This window comes from Micromonospora sp. M71_S20 (assembly GCF_003664255.1).
In the GTDB taxonomy this organism is placed as follows: Bacteria; Actinomycetota; Actinomycetes; order Mycobacteriales; family Micromonosporaceae; genus Micromonospora.
Map to the genome: position 1 here is coordinate 4,152,689 of NZ_RCCV01000001.1, position 21,684 is coordinate 4,174,372.

Below are 21,684 nucleotides of genomic sequence, written 5' to 3' on the forward strand. Positions count from 1 at the left end.
GCGTCACGCATTCCAGACGCGTCGATCAAGGCTAGTCCCCCGGTCGGGACACCCCCCGCCCAGGTCGGCGTACCCGCCGGGGCGGCACCACGACCGCCCCGGCGTCACGCGTCGTCAGCTCTCGAACGCCTCCGGCGCCGGGCAGGAACACACCAGGTTCCGGTCGCCGTACGCGCCGTCGATGCGCCGCACCGGCGGCCAGTACTTCCCGGCCCGCTGCACCCCGGCCGGGTACGCGCCCACCGACCGCGGGTACGGGTGCGGCCACTCGTCCGCGGACACCATCGCCGCGGTGTGCGGGGCGTTGGCGAGAGGGTTGTCGCCGGCCGGCCACTCCCCCGAGGCCACCCTGTCGATCTCCGCCCGGATGGCGATCATCGCGTCGCAGAACCGGTCCAGCTCGGCCAGGTCCTCACTCTCGGTGGGCTCCACCATCAGCGTCCCCGCCACCGGGAACGACATCGTGGGCGCGTGGAACCCGTAGTCGATCAGCCGCTTCGCCACGTCGTCCACGCTCACCCCGGTCGCCTTCGTCAGCGGCCGCAGATCCAGGATGCACTCGTGCGCCACCAGGCCCTTGTTGCCCGCGTACAGCACCGGGAAGTGCCCGCGCAGCCGCGCCGCCACGTAGTTCGCCGCCAGCACCGCCACGCCGGTGGCCCGCACCAGCCCCGCCGCGCCCATCATCCGCAGGTACGCCCACGGGATCGGCAGGATCCCCGCCGACCCGTGACGGGCCGCCGAGATCGCCGGGCGGCCGTCGACGTGCACGCCCAGCGGGTCACCCGGCAGGAACGGCGCCAGGTGCGCCCGCACCGCCACCGGACCCACCCCGGGACCGCCGCCGCCGTGCGGGATGCAGAACGTCTTGTGCAGGTTCAGGTGCGACACGTCCGCCCCGAACTTCCCCGGCTTGGCGAACCCGACCAGCGCGTTGAGGTTCGCCCCGTCGACGTACACCTGACCGCCGGCGTCGTGGACCTTCGCGCACAGCGACGCGATGCCCGTCTCGTACACCCCGTGCGTCGACGGATACGTCACCATGATCGCCGCAAGGGCGTCCCGATGCTTGTCGATCTTCGCGTCGAGGTCCACCAGATCGATGTTGCCCCCGTCGTCGCAGCCCACCACGACGACCCGCATGCCGGCCATCACCGCGCTGGCGGCGTTGGTGCCGTGCGCCGACGACGGGATCAGGCACACGTCCCGGTGCGCCTCGCCCCGCTGCCGGTGGTACGCCCGGATCGCCAGCAGACCCGCCAGCTCACCCTGCGAACCGGCGTTGGGCTGCACGCTGACCGCGTCGTAGCCGGTGACCTCCGCCAGCCACCCCTCCAGCTGGGAGATCATCTCCCGGTAGCCGGCGGTCTGCGCGTCCGGCGCCAACGGGTGGATGTGGGCGAACTCCGGCCAGCTCACCGGCTCCATCTCGGTGGTGGCGTTGAGCTTCATCGTGCACGACCCGAGCGGGATCATGCCCCGGTCCAGGGCGTAGTCGAAATCCGACAGCCGCCGCAGGTAGCGCAGCATCGCCGTCTCCGAGTGGTGACTGCGGAACACCGCGTGGGTGAGGAAGTCCGACGTGCGGGCCAGCCCCGCCGGCAACGCGCCCTCGGCCGGCGCGTCCGCGAGGGCCACCGGCCGACCGACGACGGTGGCCCCGAACGCGTCGCACACCTTCCGCAGGTGCGCGAGGGTGGTCGTCTCGTCGCAGGACACCCCCACGTGGTCGGCGTCGACCAGCCGCAGGTTCACGCCCCGGGCGGCGGCGTCGGCGACGACCGCCTCGGCGCCGCCGGGCACCCGCACCAGGACGGTGTCGAAGAACGTCTCGTGCACCACCTCGACGGCGTCCACGCCCCGCAGCGCCGCCGCCAGCCGGGCCGCCATGTCGTGGGTACGGCGGGCGATCTCCCGCAGCCCGTCCGGGCCGTGGTAGACGGCGTACATGCCGGCCATCACCGCCAGCAGCACCTGCGCGGTGCAGATGTTGCTGGTCGCCTTCTCCCGCCGGATGTGCTGCTCCCGGGTCTGCAACGCCAACCGGTACGCCGGGTTGCCGTCCGCGTCGCGCGACACCCCCACCAGCCGGCCGGGAAGCATCCGCTCCAGCCCCGCCCGTACCGCCAGGTAGCCGGCGTGCGGCCCACCGAAGCCCATCGGTACGCCGAAACGTTGGGTGGTGCCGGCGGCGATGTCGGCGCCGATCTCCCCCGGCGCACGCAGCAGCGTCAGGGCCAGCAGGTCCGCCGCCACGGTGACCAACGCCCCGACGGCGTGCGCGGCCTCGACCAGACCCGCCTGGTCACGCACCGCCCCGGACGCCCCCGGGTACTGCAGGTGCAGCCCGAAGAACTCCGCCGGCAACTCGTCGCGCCCGGTGTCGACGATCCGCACGTCGATGCCGAGAGGCTCGGCCCGGCTGGTGATGACCGCGATGGTCTGCGGCAGGGTGTCGGCGTCGACCACGTACACCGGGCTCCTGCTCTTCGACGCGCGGCGCGCGAGCGTCATCGCCTCGGCCGCGGCGGTGCCCTCGTCGAGCATCGACGCGTTCGCCGTGGCCAGCCCGGTCAGGTCGGTGACCATGGTCTGGAAGTTCAGCAGCGCCTCCAGCCGCCCCTGGCTGATCTCCGGCTGGTACGGCGTGTACGCGGTGTACCAGGCCGGGTCCTCCAGCACGTTGCGGCGGATCACCGCCGGGGTGTGCGTGCCGTGGTAGCCCAGACCGATCATCGACGCCACGACCGTGTTGCGGGCCGCCAGGGCCCGCAGCTCGGCGAGGGCGTCGTGCTCGCTGGCCGGCTCCGGCAGGTCCAGGGTGCCGTGCCAACGGATCACCTCGGGAATCGCCGCGTCCATCAGCTCGTCGATCGAGCCGTAGCCGACGGCCTCCAACATCCGGCGCTCGTCGTCCGGATCGGGGCCGATGTGGCGGGCGGCGAACTGCTCTACGGTCATGGGTGGCGCTCCCGGGGGCGAGGTCGACAGGTCGGCCTCCCCCTCTGTCGCGCCCGCGAGGCGCTCCACAGTGCCTGCCCACGAGGTCCTTTTGCCTGAGAGGTTCCGGGGAGGATTTGCCCCTTCGGCGCCGCCCGGGGTGCTGCTGGGCGGTCTCTCCCACGTGGGTGCTGCCGGCATGGTCAACGCTACCAGCGCCGCATCACCCACCGGAGGTCGTACCCCCGCCGGGCGCGGGCGACGGTGGATCACCCACCAGCCCCGCGACCCCGCCGGGACCGCTACCGGCCGACGCCCGTCAGCCCCACCGGCACCGCAGCGCCGGCCGTCCGGTCGGCCAGCGCCGGCAGCAGCCGGCCCAGCGGCGCGTCGACGGTCAACGCCGCATACCCGTCGCCCCGCGTCGGCCCCTGGTTGACGATCACCACCGGAACGCCCAGCTTCGCCGCGCGCACCACGAACCGGCGACCCGACATCACCGTCAACGACGAGCCCAGCACCAGCAGCAGCCGCGCCCGCGCCACCAGCGCGAAACAGCGGGCCACCCGGGCCGCCGGCACCGTCTCCCCGAAGAACACCACGTCCGGCTTCAGCATGCCGCCACGGCAGAACGTGCAGTCCACCGTACGGAAGCCGGCTGCCTCGTCGTCGGCGAGATCCACGTCACCGTCCGGGTTGACCGCCGCGACCCGCGCGTCGAAGTCCGGGTTCGCCTCCCGCAGCCGCCGGTCCAACTCCTCCCGCGAGGTCTGGTTGCCGCAGTCCAGGCACACCACCTCGTCGAGGCGGCCGTGCAGCTCCACCACCTGCGGGCTGCCCGCAGCGGTGTGCAGCCCGTCCACGTTCTGCGTGATGATCCCCTCGATGAGCCCGCCGCGTTGCAGCCGCGCCACCGCCCGGTGCCCCTCGTTCGGGGCCGCCCGCGCGATCGTGCGCCACCCCAGGTGGCTGCGCGCCCAGTAGCGCCGCCGCGCCTGCGCGTCGCGCGTGAACGCCTGGTACGTCATCGGGGTGTGCCGCCGCGCCGCGCCACTGGGCCCCCGGTAGTCCGGGATGCCCGACTCGGTGGACAGCCCCGCCCCGCTCAACACCACGACACCACCGCCGGCCACCAGGCCGGCCAGCGCGTCGATCGTCTCCGTCACCCGTCCATGCTGCCTCAGGCAACCACCCTCCGGCGAACGCCCGGGCCCCGTCGACCGGCCACGCCGTGGCGGAACGGCGGCTAGGTTGGCGGTATGCGCGTCGTCATAGCCGGAGGACACGGCAAGATCGCCCAACTGACCCACCGCGAACTCGCCGGACGCGGCGACACCGCCGTCGGCCTGATCCGCAACCCCGACCACGCCGCCGCGCTGCGTGCCGCCGGCGCCCAGCCCGTCGTGGCCGACCTCGAACACATCGGCGTCGACGACCTCGCCGCACACCTGCGGGGCGCCGACGCCGTCCTCTTCGCCGCCGGCGCCGGCCCCGGCAGCGGCGCCGACCGCAAGGACACCGTCGACCGGGCGGGCGCCGTCCTGCTCGCCGACGCCGCGCAACGCGCCGACGTGCGCCGCTACCTGCTGGTCTCCTCGGTGGGCGTGGAAGGCGAACCACCCGCCGGCACCGACGAGGTGTTCGCGGCGTACCTGCGGGCCAAGAAGGCCGCCGAGGACGACCTCACCGGCCGCGACCTCGACTGGACGATCCTGCGACCCGGCCGGCTCACCGACGACGCGCCCACCGGGCGGATCACCCTCGCCCGACACGCCCCCTCGGGCGCCGTGACCCGCACCGACGTCGCCCGGGTGCTGGTCGCCCTGCTCTACCACCCGCACAGCGCCGGCGCGATCCTGGAAGTCGTCGCCGGCGACACCCCCATCGCCGACGCCGTCGCCGCCGTCGACCGGCACTGACCCGACGCCGCTACTCGCCGACCACCGCACGCAGCTGCGCGCTGAGGGCCCCGGCAGCCGCCGCATCGGTACGCAACTGCTCCGACTGCTCCGACAGGTACGCCTGCCACCGGCTCAGGTGCTGCTGCGCCGCCGCCACCGCCGCGACCAACGCCACCTGTCGGCCCTCCAACTCCCGCACCTGCCGCGGCAACCCCTCGTTCCCCGCCAGGCCGGCAGCATCCCCGGCCAACACGTGCGCCTCCGCGATGATCTCCTCGGCTTGCCGCCGCGCGTCGGCGATGATCTCCGCGCCCTCCGCGCTGGCCTCACTGATCGTCCGGTTCGCCTCGTCCTGCGCCCGCACCGCCAACTCGATCACCATCGGGTCCGGGCCCTGCGGGGCGGTGCTGGGCAACGCGCCGTGGCGCAACATCTCCACCTGCCGCGCCAGAGCCTCGTTCTCCCGCCGCAGCCGGTCCACCTCACCACCCAGCAACGCCACCCGCTCGTCCGCTGACCGGGCCAGGTCGGCGACCTCGTCGGCCGGCAGCCACCGGCTGCCCCGGAACCGACGCGCCTCCAGCGCGGCCACGGACCGGGTCAGCTCACCGTGCGGATCGGCGACCACCCGGTCACCGTGGTCGATGCTCATCGCGCACCTGTCCAACTCAAGTCGCGCGGTGTGGCGGGAGCCGCACCGGTCCAGATCACATCGGACGGCGCGGCGGCAGCCGCGCTCGCCAGAGGTGGGTAGAGGGAGTGATCGTAACTTTCGGTCAGGATCCGCTCTGGCGTCACCCCCGCCGTGGCCAGGGCGCTGATCGTCTCCCGGGTCATCTCCGGGCTGCCGCACACCAGCACCTCGGTGTCCCGCCACGGACCCAACCGCGCCGCCGTGTGACCGGCCGTACCGATCGCACCCTGCCACTGCCAGCCGCTCTCGACCGTCGGCACGTATCGGAGCCACCCACCGACCTCACCGGAACGCCACGACCCCGCCGGCGGCATCGCCGCCAACTCCCGCAACGCCCGGTCGTCATACAGGTCGTCGGGCGTCTTGCCGCCCACCACCAGAGTCGTCGGACGTCCCGGTCCCCGCTGCAACGCCTCCACCACCGCCCGCAACGGCGCCAGCCCGGTGCCCCCGGCCACCAGCAGCAGCGGCAGATGCGGTGACCGGTCGTACGACGCCAACGCCTCACCCACCGGCAACCCCAACAGCAACTGGTCGCCCTCGCGCACCTTGCGCACCAGATGGGTGGAGAACCGACCCGTGGCGCGGACGTGGAACTCGATCGTCCCGTCCGGGCGTGGCGCGTTCGCCGGTGACAGATAGCGCCACGTCCGCAACTGCGGCACCTGCACCGGCAACGACTGCCCCGGCAGGTACTCGCACAGATAGTTCGGGCGGACCGTGAACACACACACGTCGGACCGCCGCCGCTGCACCCTCAGCACCTCCGCCTCCCAGTACGGCGGCGACGACCGCACCGCCTCCGCCGCCCCGGTCAGCATCAACCGCGCCACCAACTCGTACGCCGCGGCCCACTCCGCGCGCAGCGCCGGCGTCCACCGTGGCCCGAGGAACCGCTCCAACGTCAACAGCAACGCCTGCCCGACCTGGCTGTAGTGCCACTCCGCCATCGGCACCGGCCGACCCTGCCGGTCCTCCCCCCGGAACCGGCGGTGGTCAGCCCCCAACCGCTGCGCGAACGACGTCACCACCCGCTCGTCGTCGATGTGGGTGATGACGTGCCCCAACGCCGCCAGCAACTTGTCCTGCTGATACTCCATGTTGGTCGGGAACATCGTGCGGACCTCGGGCGCGATCACGAACAACGTCGCGTAGAAGTGCTTCGCCGCCTCCGGACCGGCCACGCAGAACTGGGCCCAACTCTGGCGTAACGCCGCGACATCCATGCCTCAGCCCTCCTGCCGGCGAGCGACGTCATGACGCTGCCGCAGGGTCGACTGCAACACGCCCGACGGCCCGTACGCACGGTCCGCCTGCCACAGGTTCGGGTTCGGGATCCTCTCGTCGTAGTAGCGGTGGTGCACGGCATGCAACGCCGCCCACCCCACACTGCCGTTGAGCCACGACCAGTCACCATGCACCGGCCGACCCGCCCGCTCCTCGAACTCGCAGAACCTCATGAACTGCTCCGACTCGGTGTGCGGATCCGACACCCGCACACCGGCCAACCGGAACGAGTGCAACACCGCCTGATTGATCACCAGCACGGCGTGCTCGCGCCACAAGTTGTCCTCACGGGAGGTGTCCAACCCCAGCCCCCGGGCCACCGGCAGCAACTGGTCGTAGCGGCTCCGGTCCCCCATGTTGCGCGTACCGATCTCGTCACTCAGATAGTGACCGTTGAAGGGAGCACAGCTGTAGTCCACCCCACCGATCCGCAAGCGCATGTTGCTGATCACCGGCAGGGCATGCCAACGCAGCCGCAAATCCTCGAACCACGGATACTCCGGATGCACCAGGGCGACCTCCCGAACGAGGTCCCGGGACACCTCCACCACCGTCGGGTCCTCGTACGCCGTCTCGATCACCCATGGCAACAGGTCGAACCGGCCCGGTACCACCGGCGGACGCCACCCCAGACGCCGCGCCGCATCGGTCATCGCCACCTGCGCCGGATCACCCCGCACCGACCCGTCGTCCGTCCGATGCCCGCAGTACCGGATCAACTGGTCGTTCCAGATCCGCGCCCGCGGCCCCACCCCCGGCCGGTCGGGCGCGAACACGGTCATCACCGACTGGATCCGCCCCCCGTTGTCCGCCACCGCCAGGTGCTGCGCCAACTCCTGCGAGATGCCCGCCACCGTCGTCACCCCGCGCCGGTCACGGACCTTCAGCCCTGCCCACCGGACCCGCCCCACGCAACGCACCGACTGCCGCCAGGCGACCTTCGCCCCGTACGCCAACTCCTCCGTGGTGTGCCGGTACGTGCCGGTCAGCGCGATCTCCTCCCGGACCTCCGCGATCCGTCCGATCAGGCCCGGCAGCCGTCGCTCCGCGTGATAGAGCTGCAAGAACTCGACGGCCTCCGCCGCGACGTCCTCCACCAGGGGATCCTGTGTCCGGGAGGCATGAGCCACCGGACAGCCCGACGCGTTGCCGTCCGCGGCACGCTCACTGGCATCCAAGATCATTGCGTTGACGTGATAGTCAGTCTGCACTCTCGTTCAAATCCGATCGTCGGGCCGGCGTCACCGCCGCCTTCTGCGTCGTCCCGTACAGGTTCGCCGAACCGACACGGCACATCACGAACGGTGATATGCGCCCGAAGGCCGCGAACGCCGCACACAGGATTCACGGCGACGCAATGACTGTCAACAAGGCGACTCCTGCCCAAGGTGTCCACAGTCGGCATTTGCCCACAGGCGGACCACATTGGACATCACGGCGGCGGCTCCTGGCCCTCCCGGAACACCACCGAAGGGCACCCGGCCAGCCGCCGGAGATCAACCCGCCCGACGACGCGCCCGACGCGCCGCCAACTCGTCACCCACCGGCTCCGCCGCCACCTGCGGCTCCACCGACGTTGCCGGCTCCGACGGCAGGTGCGACAGGGAACCCTGGATCTCCTTGAACGCCCCACCGATCGCGATACCGAACACGCCCTGGCCACCCTGCAACAGGTCGACCACCTCCTCCGGCGACCGGCACTCGTACACGGTCGTGCCATCGGAGATCAACGTGATGCCCGCCAGGTCCTCCACCCCACGGGAGCGCAGCGCCTCGATCGCCTTCCGGATGTTCTGCAACGACACCCCGGCGTCCAGCAGCCGCTTCACCACCTTCAGGACCACCAGGTCCCGGAACGAATACAACCGCTGCGTGCCCGAACCCGAAGCGTCGCGCACACTCGGCACCACCAAACCCGTACGGGCCCAGTAGTCCAACTGCCGGTAGCTGATCCCCACCGCGTGGCAGGCCGTCACGCCCCGGTACCCCACGGCACCGTCACCCTCGGTCGCCCACCCCGGCGGCGCCACACCCGGCTCGTCCAGCTCCGTACCCGGATCGGAATCTCGCGGCTCGTGCATCCGGACAACCTCCCCGCCAGTGCGGTGACACGTCGTTTCCGGGACGTGCACCCCTCGACACGGCAACCCTATAGCCGCCTTGAGGAATTGCCCCGCAGGAGCCGCCGCGACACGCCGCGACACGACAACGAAGATCACCCACAGCACCGGAACATCACTGAACGTGACACCCCGCAGAAGACCGGACTCAGCCGGCGAAGTCCTCCGGACGCACCTGGTCCAGGAACTCGCGGAACTTCTCCACCTCGTCCTCCTGCTCGTCCGGGATCACGATCCCCGCCTCGCTGAGGACCTCCTCGGCACAACGAATCGGCGCACCGACCCGCAACGCCAACGCGATGGAATCACTCGGCCGGGCCGACACCCGCACCCCGTCCCCGAGCAACAGATCCGCGTAGAAGACGTTCTCCTTCAACTCGGTGATCTCCACCGCCCGCAACGGCGCCTTCAACGCCGCCAACACGTCCCGCAGAAGATCATGGGTCAGCGGCCGGGCCGGCTTGACCCCCTGCTGCTCGTAGGCGATCGCCGTCGCCTCGACCGCACCGATCCAGATCGGCAGATAGCGGTCCCCCTCGACCTCCCTGAGCAGGACGATCGGCTGGTTGCTGGGCAGCTCCACCCGAACTCCGACCACGCTCAGCTCGCGCACCGCCGCCTCCGTGTCGTTGTCACCTACGCCGCACCGCGCCCTTCCCTGCACGGTACACGGACCGCGACACGGCCGTCCCACGCGCTACCCGCACACGCCCGCGCCAGAAAGGGGTTACCCCGGCAAGCCTACGGCACGCTTCCCGGGGAAGATCTTTCCGCACGGCCCCCGCCGGATCACCGACCCAACGTCGACCGCAACCCCACCCGCACCAACGCCGCATGCAACTGCTGCGACAGCGCCACCAACTCCCGCGCCGTCTCCGCCGCCCGCGCCCGCGCCGCCGGATCACTCTGCCGCGCCAACGGCGCCACCAACTGCGCGAACAGACCAACCTCCCGATCCGCCGCCGTCCGGAACGCCCGCAGATGCCGCGGCTCCAACCCGTACGCCGCCAAACCCGCCACCGCCCGCGCGATGATCAACGCATCGTCGTCATACCAACCCGGCGGATCCGACACCACCACACCGAGGCGCTCCAACTCGCCCAGCGTCGACTCGTCGATCCCGCTACGCGCCACCAGATCCAACCGGCCGAGCCGCACCTGCGGCGACCCGACCGGCTCCTCCGGCACCCGCCCCGGAACCTCACCGTCCGGACCCACCGCCACCAACGTCGGCCGCTGCCGACCCGGCGACTCCCCGGACGCGTCCCACTGCGCCAACTGGTCACGGATCACCCGCAAAGGCAGATACTGGTCCCGCTGCGCGGTCAGCACGAACCGCAACCGCGCCACATCGTCCCAGCTGTACTTCCGGTAACCCGCCGCCGTCCGCTGCGGCTCCACCAGGCCCTCGGCCTCGAGAAACCGCAACTTCGAAATGGTCACGTCCGGGAAATCGACCCGCAGCTGACCCAGCACCTCGCCGATGCTCATCAGCGGACGGGCGCGGGCCGCCTCGGGCGGCGTGGAGGCCGCAGGCTCGTTCACCCCCGGCCGGCCCCCTCCTCGGGACGCGGACCGGCGATGAACACCACCCGGAACTTGCCGATCTGCACCTCGTCACCATTGCTCAACGTGGCCGCCTCGACCCGCTCCCGATTCACGTACGTGCCGTTCAGGCTTCCCACGTCCCGCACCGTGAACGTCCCACCGTCACGGTGGAACTCGGCGTGCCGTCGCGACACCGTCACGTCGTCGAGGAAGATGTCACTGTCCGGGTGACGACCGCTGGTCGTCACGTCGTGATCCAACAGGAACCGGGCACCCGCATTCGGACCCCGGCGAACCACCAGCAGCGCCATACCCGGCGGCAACGAACCGGACATCCGGCTCGGCACCACATCGGTGTCCGGCCCCTCCAGCACTTCGTCGAGCGAACCGAGATTGAGCGTCGAAGTGACGTCGAGTGGGGGGAACTCGTCGTCTGGGCGCGTCATGGGACCACCTCACGGATCTGTTCGGTCGGCGTCGGGTAATGGCGGGTCTGGCCGCCGGGCACTCCAACACCCGGCGGCTGGCTCCCCGTGCCCGGAAAGGCAATTCCGCAACGCTGAACTATTTGGTTCTCGGTCGACTGGGCGAGCCTAGCCAGCGCCGAAATGCAGGGCAACCGGACGCGCGGAACACCCGCCACGCCCGGAGGGGGACGCACTCAGCTCTCGGTGAGCTCACGATACGCGTCCGCGGACAGCAGACCGTCGACCGCCGCCGGATCGTCCGGGGTGATCTCCAGCAACCAACCCGCACCGTACGGATCGGTGTTGACCACCTCAGGGGTGTCGCCGAGCGCCTCGTTGCGCGCCGCCACCGTACCGCTCAACGGGGCGTAGATCTCCGACACGCTCTTCGTCGACTCGATCTCACCCAACGACTCACCGGCCGCCACCACCGCACCCGCATCGGGCAGCTGGACGAACACGATGTCACCCAGGGCGTCCTGCGCGAAGTGCGTGATGCCGACCCGGACAGTGCCGCCGCCGTCACCCGCCACCCACTCGTGCTCGGCGGTATACCGCAGATCCTCAGGAATCACCAGACGCGTCCTTCATCCATCGGCGCACCGGAAACCCGGTGCGAGCCGCGCCGGTCAGGAGACCGGACGGGCGTGTTCCAGCTTGATCGGCGCGTGCAGCGCCGAAACCTCGGCAGCCTCACGATCCTCAACGATCAACTTACCGCCGTCACCCGTCACCGACGCCACCACCCCGCCGGGAATGTTCAAGGCCGTACGCATCGTCGCCGGATCACCGATCACCGTGATCGTGAACGGACCCGTCAACCGACGCCCGTCCACCACCAACGACCCGCCCTCCCCGTCCAGGAAGAACGTCGACGCGATGATCCGCACCGTCGCCCGGTCACCACCCGAGATCTGCATCGCCTCCGCGCCCGCACCCCGCAACTCCTGCACCGCGTCCAACACCCGCGACGCCGAGATCGGCTTCTCACCCGCCTCGAACCGCACCGACAACCCCGGCCCCGTCGCCGGCAACGTCCCCGCCAGGATCCCCAACTCGTCGGCCCGCCGCGTCGCCTCCTCCAACGCCGCCTGCCGCCCCTGCTGACCCGAACGCAACTGCCGCTGACTCTCCTCCAGCGTCGCGATGTCCTGCCGCAGCCGGACCTCCCGCGAATTCAGGTCGTACAGGATCCGCACCAGGTCCTCCTGCCGCGTCGCCGCCACCGTCGGATCCGTCGACGTCGACTTGAACTGCACCACCAGGGTGAACCCCAGCAACGCCAGCAGCGCCGCGATCATCACCCCGGCCGAACTCACCCGCCGCCGCGGCGCCCCGCCATCCCCGGACACCGCCGGCACGACCCCACCCGCCTCGGCGGCCCGGCTCAGATCCACCGTCGCGCCGTCGTCGGGCTCCACCACCGCAGGCTCCTGCACGGGAGGCTCCACCGCCGGCGCCGACCGCTCCGGCGCCAACGGGCTCAACTCGTCCGGATCCGGCGCGTCCGGCCGCGGATCGGGCTCCCCCGCCGGACCCGACGGCCGCCCCGGACCCGCCGGCTGCGGCCAACCCGTGCCCGTCTCGGTGTGCTCGTCGCTGCTCATCGCCACCAACCTACGCCCGGAACAGGTGCCGGCGGATCGCCGCCACGTTCCCGAAGATCCGCACCCCGAGCACGACCACCACGCCGGTGGAGAGCTGACCGCCCACCCCCAACTGGTCACCCAGATACACGATCAGACCCGCCACCAGCACGTTCGAAATGAACGACACCACGAACTGCTTGTCGTCGAAGATCCGGTCGAGCTTCGCCCGCACCCCGCCGAACACCGCGTCCAACGCGGCAACCACCGCGATCGGCAGGTACGGCTGCAACGCCGTGGGCACCGTGGGGTCGAGCCACACCCCGAGGACCACACCGGCGAGCAACGCCAGCACCGCGATCATCGACCACCTCCGGAGGGGCTGGGAGACGTCCTCGAACCGGTCGGCCCAGGACTGACGGAACGGTCGGCCCCCGACGGCGACGGCGTCGGGCTCACCGAGGGCTGCGCGTAGCGTAGCCGCGGGTCCGGAGCCGCCGGCAGGGTGAGGTCCTCCGCCTCGCGCACCCCGAACGACAACCCGGTGTCCTCAGCCACCTTCCGCATCGTCAACGCGCTGCGGCTGTCCTCGTACCGGTCCCGCATCGACCCCGGACCGATCGCCGACACCTCGTACGGCCCCGTCACCGGCCGGAAGTCCACCAGGATCGCCTGCCCCGCCGAACGGATCGTCGACATCGCCGTCAACCGCTGACCGTTGATCGCGATCGCCTCCGCCCCCGCCGCCCACAGGTCGTTGGCCACACCCTGCAGATCGCTGTAGATCACCCGGGACGGCCCCACGTCCGCGCCGGTCACCGCGTCCTGGTTCTGCGGCGCGTCCGCCAGGCGCACCACCACGCCGTCACCGCGCACCCGCCCCAGGCCGGTGCCCGCCTCCAGGTTGTGCAACCGCGCCGCCTCCGAACCACCCAGCGCCGCCGCCCGCTGCCGCGCCACCTCCGCCCGCAGCTCGTCGGCCCGCACCGACAACCGGTCCGTCTCGGTCTCCCGCTGCTTGATCTGCTCGACCAGGCCGGACCGGGCCTGGCTGCGCCCCGGCTCGGCCTCCAGCGTCTGTCGGTACGCCACCGCGAACAGGAAACCCAGCAGCAGCGCCACCACCAGGGTCACGGAGCGTGCCGACCAGCGCCGCCACCCCGGGTACGGCGTCTGCCGCTCCCGACGCCGGGCCGCCGCGTCGGCGTACCCGGGATCCAGCGGGTTGCGGAACAGCTCGGTGAGGAAGTCCGGGGCGTACACCCGGTCGCCGCGTCCCCGACCGTCGCCCGGCGCGCCCGTCATGCCGGCGCTCCCCCCGCCCGGACCGCCCTGACCAGCCGGCCGGCCTGCACGACGTAGAGCGCGCCGGCCACCCAGTAGAGCACCAGGCCCCACCAGGCCAGGCCCCAGCCGACCGCCCCGGCCACGGTCGCGGCGCCCGGCACCGCCGCGGCGAGCAGCAGGACCGGGAAGGCGGCCAGCAACAGGAAGGTCGCGGTCTTGCCCACGTAGTGCACCGGCGGCGGGCCGTACCCGTGCCGACGCAGCACCGCCAGCGAACCGAGCAGGAGCAGCTCCCGGGCCAGCAGCGCCGCGGTGAACTGCCAGGGCACCACGTCGCGCGCGGTGAAGCCGAGCAGCGTGGCCAGGATGTAGAGCCGGTCGGCGAGCGGGTCGAGCAGCTCCCCCAGCCGGCTGACCTGACGCATCCGGCGCGCAACCCAGCCGTCCACCCAGTCCGTGGTGCCGCCGATGGCCAGCACCACGACCGCCGCGACGTCGGCGTGCGCCACGAGCAGCAGGTAGAGGAAGAGCGGCACGCCGAGCAACCGGACGAAGCTGATGACGTTCGGCAGCGTGAGGATCCGGTCGCCCACGGCCGATCCGCTCGTGCCGGCGGTGGCCTCCGGGTGCTCTTCCCGAGCCGGCGGACGCGACACCGAACCTCCTCCGCGACACGCTCCGCCGCCCGGCCGAGGACCGGCGGCACGGAGAACGTGGGCGCTGTCGGGCCGGCTGCCGCCGGCGTCCCCTGCGGCCCCCCGTACGGGACCTTCGCCTGACATCGGCCCGCGATCGCGACGATCACGGGCCGGTTGCGCTGCCACTATATCGGGCTCTCGGCGCCCCCTTCGGCCTCAGGCGTCCGGTCCCGCCTGCGGCGGGACCGTCGGGTGTGGTGCGTCACCACCCGTAAAGCATCCTAGGACACTAGTGGAGCGATGGAAGCGCGTGCACCAGGGGGACGATCCGTCAGGCGGTGCGGGCCCGGGAGTCCGCCGGCGACTCGGTCGGGGCGGCGGTGGCCGCGCGCTCGAAGGCCACCAACGCCAGCCACAGCTCGTGCTGCGCCCGACCGGGCATCCGGTCCAGCACGGCCTGCACCGCCCGGTGCCGGCGCTCCTGCAGCTCGCGTAGCAGCGTCTCGGCGGCTGCCGTCGGCATCAGCCGCACCTCCCGCCGGTCGCGGGGATCGGGCACCCGGCGCAGCAGCCCGGTGGCCTCCAACCGGTCGCAGAGCCGGCTCGCCGAGGACGGCACGACGTCCAACAACTCGGCCAGGCCGTTGACGTTGGTCTCCGGCCGGCTGCTGATCAGCGACAGCACGCGCAGCTGCGTCGGGGAGACGGCCATCTGGTGGCGGGACGCCGCCGAGTCGAGCACACCGACGAGCGCCTCGGCGGCGGCGTCGATCGCCGCGGCGAGATTCGGAGGTCGCTCCACCCGGTGTCCCCTGCGATCGTCCCGCTCGTGTCCTGCCGGTGCGACGACGGCTCTCACCCGTCGCCCCGCCCGGCGGAACCGCGCCAGTCCAGGCAGACGACGACCGCGTCGTCGCGCAGGTCGGCGTCCGCGTGCCAGGCGTGCAGTTCGCGCATCACCGTACCAACCGCTTCCGCCGGCGGTTGCAGCCGCGTGGACCGCATCGCCCGCGCCATCGTCCGCTCGCCGTACGCCCCGCGGTCACCGGGGTCGGCGGCCCACACCCCGTCGCTGACCACGAAGAGCCGGTCCCCCGGTTCCAGCTCGAACTCCTGGACGTCGTAGCGGGCCTCGGCGAACATGCCCAGCGGCAGCTGCTGCTCCAGCTGGATGGGGGTCACCGTGCCGCCGCGCACCCGCAGAAGGTGCGGGGATCCGGCGTCCACCGCCCGCACCCGGCCCGTGACGGTGTCCAGTTCGAGCAGCAGCGTGGCCACGTACCGGCGACCGCGGTGCTGGTAGAAGACCGTGTCGGAGGCCAACTCGGCCTGCTCGACGAGGCTGCCTCCGGAGCGCCGGGCGTTGCGCAGCGCGTTCACGGTCACGGCGGTCAGCAGCGCCGCCGCCAGCCCGATGCCGGCGCCGTTGAGCACCGTCACGGTGAGCCGGTCGTCGTCCACGGACCAGTCGAAGTGGTCACCACCGACCGTGTACGCCGGCTCCAGCTGGCCGGCGAGCTCGAACGCCGCGTGGCTCACGCCGCGTCCCGGCAGCAGTTCCCACTGCATCTCGGCGGCCATGCTGAGCCGCTCCCGCCGGCGGACCCGGCGGTAGCGGTCGGTCTCCCGGTCCGCCGCGCGCAGCACGACCGCCAACTCACCGGCGATGTCCACGGCCCGCTCGACGACGTCCGGGTCGGGCGGAGCGGGCAGCTCGACCAGGAGCACGCCCAGCCGCTCCCCCCACACCGACAGCGGCAGGTAGAGCCGGCACCGGCCCTCGTCGTCGGCGTCGGTCATCGGCTGCTGGCTGCTGAAGCAGCGCTGCGCCGCGTCGTGACAGGCGAGGAAGCCGCCGTCGGAGAGGTCCGCGTCGAGCACCGGCCAGAGCCCGGTGATCCGGTAGTCGGCGATGAACACGTCCGTACGCGAGGCGCCCAGGACGGACCGGATGGCCCGGTCCGCCGCCTCCACCACCTGGTCGGGCGGGGCCGCACGAAGCGCACGCGAGACCTGGCCCGGTGCCTCCAACATGATCATCCTCCGGAAGCTTGCCGTAGGGCAAGCATCATACGGAGGCCCCTCCCCCGCCCTCCGGGCGGGCGGGCGCACGGCAGGGGCCCGGCCGCCGCACCCCGGGTGAGCACGGACGCACGGTGCGGCAGCCCCACGTCGCCTCGGGCGGCGCCGGCGCGGCGACCGAGGGCTGCGGCGGCGACCGGGCGCTCGGGAGGCGGCCGGTTGCCGCGGCAGCGGCCGGGGCTCGGGCGTCGGCGGGGTGCTGCGGTGGTGCCGGTCAGGCCGGCGAGCGGACGGCGAGCCCGCCGTGGAAGGCGTCCGGCAGCTGGGCCGGCGGGCCGTCCGGACGCCACCGGGCGATCGGGACGATGCCGTCCTCGGTGGGCGTCCAGCGGCCCAGCAGCGGCACGAACGCGGCCGGCGGGCGCATCCGGAACGCCGGGCCCATCATCGCGAGGGCCTCCGGGAAGCCGGCCAGTTCCTCCGTGTCGAAGTCGACGGCGAGCAGGCTGCCGGGCGCGGTGGCCTCGTGGAGCTCGTCGAGGGTGCGGGCCAGCGTCTCGTCGTCGAGGAACGCGGCCAGACCGAGGAAGACCACGCCGACCGGTCTCCTCCCCCACCCCGGCACGAACCGGTGCAGCTGGGCGCGGTCGACCGTGCCGATGTCAGTGGCGTCGCCGTAGCCGTAGCCGGCCCGGTCGCTGCCGGCCAGCAGGCGCTGACCGAGGCGGATGGTGACCGGGTCGACGTCGGTGTAGAGAACGGTGGCCTCCGGGGCGGCCTCGTGCACGTTGCCCATCGTGGGCACCCCGGCGCCGAAGACGAGGAAGCTGTCCACCCCCCGGGCGGTCATCGCCCGGACCGCCCGGCCGAGAAAGGCGCGCAGCTCGCGGAAGACCGGCGCGCACGGCCCGTACGCCCGCTCGAAGTCGCGGGCGGCCGCCACGTCGACCGGGTAGTGGTGCTCCCCGCCGAGCCAGAAGTCGATCATCCGCGCGGTGCTCGGCTGGTCCGGCTCAACCATCGACGACGCTCCCTCCCCGGTGGGCGTGGACAGCGTACCCACCGGTCGGGCTGCGCGGTATCGGCCCGCCGACAGGTTCCCGGCCGCGATACTGGCCGGGAACCGGCGGGAGGTGGGCGGTGAACTCGGCGAACGGCGCGGCGGTGGTCGTCGGCGTGGACGGCTCGGACTCGGCGCTGCGCGCCGTGCGGCTCGCCGCCGTCGAGGCCGCCCGCCGGCACCGGCCGCTGCGGATCGTGCACGCCTTCATCTGGCCCCTGCTGCGCGTGCCGGTCGACCCCCCCGCCGCCGGCCCGCCCGGTGCCGGCCTGCGGCACCAGGCGGAGCAGGTTGTCGCCGCCGCCACGGACGAGGCCGAGGCGACGGTTCCCGGGCTGCGGATCTCCGGCGAGATCATCGACGGCGAGGCCGCCGCGGTGCTGCTCGGCGAGTCGCCGGCCGCCGCGATGATCGTGCTCGGCGACCGGGGGCTCGGCGGCTTCTCCGCCCTGGTGGTCGGGTCCGTCGCGGTGCAGGTCGCCGCGTATGCCGACTGTCCCGTGCTGGTCGCCCGGGGCACCGACCACCCCGACGGGCCCGTGGTCGTCGGCGTGGACGGCTCCGAGACGGCCCGGCTCGCCGCGGAGTTCGCCGTGGAGGAGGCGTCGGTACGCGGCGCGGCGCTGGTCGCGGTGCACGCCTACCGGCATCCGACCTCCACCGGCCCCGGGGACATGCGACCACTGGTGTACGACGACACCGAGCTGCGTTCCGAGGAGGAGCGGGTGGTCGCCGAGTCGCTGGCGGGGCTCACCCAGCGGTGGCCGGACGTGCCGGTCAGCCGGGAGACCACGCGGGGCCGCCCCACCACCGTGCTCGCCGAGGCGTCCCGGCGGGCCCAACTGCTGGTGGTCGGCCGGCAGGGGCGCGGGGAGCTGACCGGGCTGCTGCTGGGCTCGGTGAGCCAGTCGCTGCTGCACCACGCCGACTGCCCGGTCGCGGTGATCCGCGCGCCACGCTGAACGGGGCGCCGTGCCTCATGGCGATTCACCCAGGGGCGTGGCGGCGCCCGCGCCTCGGCCGGGGCGCGTCGCACTGCCTGGTGTTGGTTCCGCGGATGACTGGCGGCTAGGGCCAGCCGCCCGCCGCGGCCCGGGTGACGTCTCAGCGCCAATCTGGCACTGGCGCCGACAGGTTTGTTGTGGAAACCTATTGGCATGACTACTGAGTCGATATCCGCCGGCGGCGATCCCCGCCGGCTGCTGTCCGAGGTTCGCTCCCTGGCGCACCGGGTACGTCTCGACCAACGGATGACCTGGGTCGCGCTGCTTGTGCTGGCCGGCGTGACGTTCGTCGGGATCCCGTTCGACTGGCTCGGCATGACGGTGCACTGTCACCCCGACACCAGCTGCGAATTCGCCCGGCGGGGCGTGCTGTACTACTGGCCGCCGGCGCTCCTGCTCGCCTACGCGGCGATCGCCGTCTCCTATGTGCGGGCTGCCCGGGCACGCGGGCTGGGTGCCCGGGTCTTGCCGTACGTGATCGCTGGCGCCGCGACGACCGTCGTGTTCACCACCGCTTGGGTAGCCGCGGCCCTGTATTTTCCGAGCCACCCGGAGTCGATGCAGCGACTCTCGTACTGGTGGCTGGTGCTGGACCGGCTGGTCTCACCCTGGAGCATGATCGGTATCGCGCTGGTGGTGCTGGCCCGGATCGAGCGCAACATCGGGCTGCTGCTGTTCACCCTCGCCTACCTGGCCCTGGTGCTGCTGGTGCTGCCGATGAACGAGGGCTGGGGACTGGCAGGCTGGGGAATTCAGGCCCGATTCGCGGTGCCGCAAGCCATCAGCGGCGCGGTGCTGCTGCTCGGCGCGGTCGGGTTCTTCACGTCGGCCCGCAGGCGGCAGCGGTGACAGCCGCGCCCGGCACCCCGGGCCCGGATGCCGGGCACCCGGTCACCGGGCTGGACGAGGTGGTGCACCAGCGGGCACGGCTGGGCATCCTGACCATCGCGCACGAGGCCCACCGGGTCGAGTTCGGCTACCTTCGCACCCACCTCGAGCTGACCGCCGGCAACCTCTCCAAGCACCTCAGCGTGCTGGAATCGGCCGGCCTGATCGAGGTCGAGAAGGGCTACGAGGGCCGGCGCGGCCGCACCTGGATCACCCTCACCGCCGCCGGCACCACCGCGCTCGCCAACGAGATCGGGCGACTCAAGCAGCTCATCGCCCGCGTCGAGACGACCAACGGGCAGTAGCGACGACCGTCGGCCGACCAGCCATCCCCGTCACCCCGGCGCACGGCATCAACAGCGACAGGGCATCCCCAGCCCGGCGCGATTCCTCGACCGGCTTGTTGCCGGTTTCCGGCGTACTCCGGTCGGCCCCCTCCGGGCGCCCACGCCGGACCGGGCGCCCCCGCGCGCCGCGCCGAACGGGCGCTGCGGCGAACCGGTCGCGGGGTTGGTCCCCGCGCAGACGGGTAGACGACCGCGGTACGCCAACGGCGACGACGACCGGAGGAGGCAGTGATGCCAGGACCACGGCCGGGCAGCAACGCGTACGACAAGCAGCGGGCACGCATCCGGAACGCGATCGACGATTCGGGACGGCGGGTGCCGGACGACAAGGCCAACGACGTGGCCAACCGGATCCTGCAGTCCGACCGCGGGCAGCGGGGGGTCGTCCGCGGCGAGCGGGCCTACGGCCCCAAGGGCGAGCGCGAACCTGGCGACCCGAAGTGAAGGCGACGAACCTGGCCGACGGGGCGATCGCCGGCGCGGTCGGCAGCACCGCCCTGAACGTGGTCAGCTACCTCGACATGGTGCTCCGGGCGCGGCCGGCGAGCAGCACCCCGGAGGAGAGCGCCGGGCGGGTGGCCCAGGTGGCGCACGTGGACCTGGGGCCCGAGGACCGGGCGGCGAACCGCCGCTCGGGCCTCGGGCCCCTGCTCGGCTACGGGATCGGCGTCGCCGCGGGAGTCGGGTACGCCCTGCTCGCCCGGGGCCGGCGGATGCCGCTGCCGCTGGCCGCCGGGGTGCTCGGCGGCGGTGTGATGACGATGTCCGACGGGTCCATGACCCTGCTGGGGGTGACCGATCCGCGCACGTGGCGTCGGTCGGACTGGCTGGCCGACCTCGTGCCGCACCTCGCGTACGGCGTGGCGGCCGCAGCCACCTGGAACCGGCTGCGGCCGCCCGCTTCGGGCCGGGGCTGTTAGCCCCCGGCGCTCTCGTCGTCGGCGACGGGTTCGGTGGCCGGGCCGTACGGGGACACCTGCCCCCGCGGCACCGGCCGCCCCTCGTCGCCGTGGGACGAGCCGCGGTTGAGCGGGTGCCCGGTCGGGCGCGGGCCCTTGCTGTCCTGGCTGGTGGCGCCCTTGTTGTTGCGGCGGAACTCCTCCTGCTGCGGGTTCACCACTGGTCTCTCCTTCCGGGGTCCGACCGTGTCCGACGTCGGTTACCCGCCCGTCCCGGCCGCATACCCGCCGGGAAGCACGCTCGCAGGGGTGGCCGGGCGCAGGGCGGGTACACCCCGAGGATGGGCGACGACCGGAAGGTGGCGCGGGTCCTGCTGGACCGGCGGGGCCGCACGTACGCCGAGGAGGCGGGCATCACGCTCGCCGACCGGCCCGCCCCGCTCTACCAGCTGCTGGTGCTCGCCACCCTGCTGAGCACCCGGATCCGGGCGGGGGTGGCCGTGGCGGCCGCGCGGGAACTCTTCGCCGCCGGCTACCGGACCCCGCAGGCCATGGAGGCGGCGAGCTGGCAGGACCGGGTCGACGCGCTGGGCCGGGGCCACTACCGCCGCTACGACGAGCGGACCTCGACGATGCTCGGCACCGGCGCCCGGCTGTGCCTGGACCGCTGGCGGGGCGACCTGCGCCGGCTGCACCGCGACGCCGGCGGTGAACCGGCCGGGCTGCGCCGGCTGCTGACGGAGTTCCCCGGCATCGGCCCCACCGGCGCCGACATCTTCCTGCGCGAGGCGCAGGTGGCCTGGCCCGACCTGCGCCCGTACGCCGACCGGCGCGCCCTGGCCGGCGCGAAACGCCTCGGCCTGCCCGGCTCCGCGGAGCGGCTGGCCGGGCTGGTCGACCCGGCCGACTTCGGCCGGCTCGCCTCGGCGCTGGTCCGGGTGGCCCTCGGCGAGGAGTCCGCCGGTGAGGTCACCCGCGCCGCCGCCACCTGACCGG

At 72.7% G+C, this 21,684-nt stretch carries 25 protein-coding genes and 1 riboswitch; of the genes, 7 read left to right on the top strand and 18 right to left on the bottom strand.

The window, feature by feature from the left end:
* Positions 1-114 precede the first annotated feature (114 nt).
* Positions 115-2,961, bottom strand: coding sequence for an aminomethyl-transferring glycine dehydrogenase (gene gcvP, locus DER29_RS17830; protein WP_121398355.1), 2,847 nt, complete (start codon positions 2,959-2,961; stop codon positions 115-117).
* Between the two features lie 73 nt (positions 2,962-3,034).
* Positions 3,035-3,133: riboswitch (glycine riboswitch) on the bottom strand.
* A 109-nt stretch (positions 3,134-3,242) separates the two neighbouring features.
* Positions 3,243-4,106, bottom strand: coding sequence for an NAD-dependent protein deacetylase (locus tag DER29_RS17835; RefSeq protein WP_121398356.1), 864 nt, complete (start codon positions 4,104-4,106; stop codon positions 3,243-3,245).
* A 93-nt stretch (positions 4,107-4,199) separates the two neighbouring features.
* On the opposite strand from DER29_RS17835, the gene DER29_RS17840 reads away from it, so the two are divergent.
* A complete protein-coding gene (locus tag DER29_RS17840; RefSeq protein ID WP_121398357.1) occupies positions 4,200-4,859 on the top strand; it encodes an SDR family oxidoreductase in 660 nt (219 codons plus the stop codon).
* Between the two features lie 10 nt (positions 4,860-4,869).
* Here the strand turns inward: DER29_RS17840 and DER29_RS17845 are convergent, their stop codons facing one another.
* The 15 genes from DER29_RS17845 to DER29_RS17915 all read right to left on the bottom strand — a co-directional run bounded on the left by DER29_RS17845 (position 4,870) and on the right by DER29_RS17915 (position 17,511).
* Complete coding sequence (locus tag DER29_RS17845; RefSeq protein WP_121398358.1) at positions 4,870-5,493, bottom strand: hypothetical protein; 624 nt, start codon at positions 5,491-5,493, stop codon at positions 4,870-4,872.
* Positions 5,490-6,761, bottom strand: a complete 1,272-nt coding sequence (locus DER29_RS17850; protein WP_121398359.1) for a globin domain-containing protein — start codon at positions 6,759-6,761, stop codon at positions 5,490-5,492. Before DER29_RS17850 ends, DER29_RS17845 begins: the two co-directional genes overlap by 4 nt.
* 3 nt (positions 6,762-6,764) lie before the next feature.
* Entirely contained in the window at positions 6,765-8,006 is a 1,242-nt protein-coding gene (locus DER29_RS17855) for a nitric oxide synthase oxygenase (protein WP_121399305.1), read from the bottom strand.
* Positions 8,007-8,318: 312 nt separating this feature from the next.
* Entirely contained in the window at positions 8,319-8,903 is a 585-nt protein-coding gene (locus DER29_RS17860; RefSeq protein ID WP_121398360.1) for a MerR family transcriptional regulator, read from the bottom strand.
* A 187-nt stretch (positions 8,904-9,090) separates the two neighbouring features.
* Entirely contained in the window at positions 9,091-9,555 is a 465-nt protein-coding gene (locus DER29_RS17865; RefSeq protein ID WP_101409915.1) for a bifunctional nuclease family protein, read from the bottom strand.
* Between the two features lie 176 nt (positions 9,556-9,731).
* Positions 9,732-10,433, bottom strand: a complete 702-nt coding sequence (locus tag DER29_RS17870; protein WP_199729468.1) for a MerR family transcriptional regulator — start codon at positions 10,431-10,433, stop codon at positions 9,732-9,734.
* A gap of 50 nt (positions 10,434-10,483) precedes the next feature.
* Positions 10,484-10,936, bottom strand: coding sequence for an FHA domain-containing protein (locus tag DER29_RS17875; protein WP_089000305.1), 453 nt, complete (start codon positions 10,934-10,936; stop codon positions 10,484-10,486).
* A 215-nt stretch (positions 10,937-11,151) separates the two neighbouring features.
* Complete coding sequence (gene gcvH / locus DER29_RS17880) at positions 11,152-11,532, bottom strand: glycine cleavage system protein GcvH (protein WP_121398362.1); 381 nt, start codon at positions 11,530-11,532, stop codon at positions 11,152-11,154.
* Between the two features lie 54 nt (positions 11,533-11,586).
* On the bottom strand, positions 11,587-12,564 hold the full coding sequence (locus DER29_RS17885) for a DUF881 domain-containing protein (RefSeq protein WP_121399306.1): 978 nt from the start codon (positions 12,562-12,564) through the stop codon (positions 11,587-11,589).
* Positions 12,565-12,574: 10 nt separating this feature from the next.
* A complete protein-coding gene (locus tag DER29_RS17890) occupies positions 12,575-12,907 on the bottom strand; it encodes a small basic family protein (protein ID WP_089000302.1) in 333 nt (110 codons plus the stop codon).
* Entirely contained in the window at positions 12,904-13,848 is a 945-nt protein-coding gene (locus tag DER29_RS17895) for a DUF881 domain-containing protein (RefSeq protein WP_121398363.1), read from the bottom strand. Before DER29_RS17895 ends, DER29_RS17890 begins: the two co-directional genes overlap by 4 nt.
* Positions 13,845-14,486 (bottom strand): CDP-alcohol phosphatidyltransferase family protein, encoded by a 642-nt coding sequence (locus DER29_RS17900; protein WP_121398364.1) that lies wholly within the window; start codon positions 14,484-14,486, stop codon positions 13,845-13,847. Before DER29_RS17900 ends, DER29_RS17895 begins: the two co-directional genes overlap by 4 nt.
* 313 nt (positions 14,487-14,799) lie before the next feature.
* Positions 14,800-15,270, bottom strand: coding sequence for a MarR family transcriptional regulator (locus DER29_RS17905; protein ID WP_121398365.1), 471 nt, complete (start codon positions 15,268-15,270; stop codon positions 14,800-14,802).
* A 53-nt stretch (positions 15,271-15,323) separates the two neighbouring features.
* Positions 15,324-16,502, bottom strand: a complete 1,179-nt coding sequence (locus tag DER29_RS17910) for a PP2C family protein-serine/threonine phosphatase (RefSeq protein WP_121398366.1) — start codon at positions 16,500-16,502, stop codon at positions 15,324-15,326.
* 262 nt (positions 16,503-16,764) lie between these two features.
* Positions 16,765-17,511 (bottom strand): SAM-dependent methyltransferase, encoded by a 747-nt coding sequence (locus tag DER29_RS17915; protein WP_121398367.1) that lies wholly within the window; start codon positions 17,509-17,511, stop codon positions 16,765-16,767.
* A gap of 119 nt (positions 17,512-17,630) precedes the next feature.
* Between DER29_RS17915 and DER29_RS17920 the strand changes: the two genes are divergently transcribed.
* From DER29_RS17920 to DER29_RS17940, 5 genes are all read left to right on the top strand, one after another.
* Positions 17,631-18,512, top strand: coding sequence for a universal stress protein (locus DER29_RS17920; protein ID WP_121398368.1), 882 nt, complete (start codon positions 17,631-17,633; stop codon positions 18,510-18,512).
* A gap of 195 nt (positions 18,513-18,707) precedes the next feature.
* The gene (locus DER29_RS17925) at positions 18,708-19,403 is read left to right on the top strand and encodes a hypothetical protein (RefSeq protein WP_121398369.1); all 696 of its coding nucleotides are present in this window, start codon (positions 18,708-18,710) and stop codon (positions 19,401-19,403) included.
* Positions 19,400-19,747 (top strand): transcriptional regulator, encoded by a 348-nt coding sequence (locus DER29_RS17930; protein WP_121398370.1) that lies wholly within the window; start codon positions 19,400-19,402, stop codon positions 19,745-19,747. Before DER29_RS17925 ends, DER29_RS17930 begins: the two co-directional genes overlap by 4 nt.
* 273 nt (positions 19,748-20,020) lie before the next feature.
* Positions 20,021-20,233 carry a phosphatidylethanolamine-binding protein gene (locus tag DER29_RS17935; RefSeq protein WP_121398371.1) on the top strand — a complete coding sequence of 71 codons (213 nt, stop codon included), beginning with the start codon at positions 20,021-20,023 and terminating at the stop codon, positions 20,231-20,233.
* Complete coding sequence (locus DER29_RS17940; RefSeq protein WP_121398372.1) at positions 20,230-20,709, top strand: hypothetical protein; 480 nt, start codon at positions 20,230-20,232, stop codon at positions 20,707-20,709. Before DER29_RS17935 ends, DER29_RS17940 begins: the two co-directional genes overlap by 4 nt.
* On the opposite strand, the gene DER29_RS17945 is transcribed toward DER29_RS17940, so the two are convergent.
* The gene (locus tag DER29_RS17945) at positions 20,706-20,909 is read right to left on the bottom strand and encodes a hypothetical protein (RefSeq protein WP_121398373.1); all 204 of its coding nucleotides are present in this window, start codon (positions 20,907-20,909) and stop codon (positions 20,706-20,708) included. The genes DER29_RS17940 and DER29_RS17945 overlap by 4 nt on opposite strands.
* 120 nt (positions 20,910-21,029) lie before the next feature.
* Here DER29_RS17945 and DER29_RS17950 point away from each other — a divergent pair, with 120 nt between their 5' ends.
* On the top strand, positions 21,030-21,680 hold the full coding sequence (locus DER29_RS17950) for a hypothetical protein (RefSeq protein WP_121398374.1): 651 nt from the start codon (positions 21,030-21,032) through the stop codon (positions 21,678-21,680).
* The last annotated feature ends 4 nt before the right edge of the window (positions 21,681-21,684 follow it).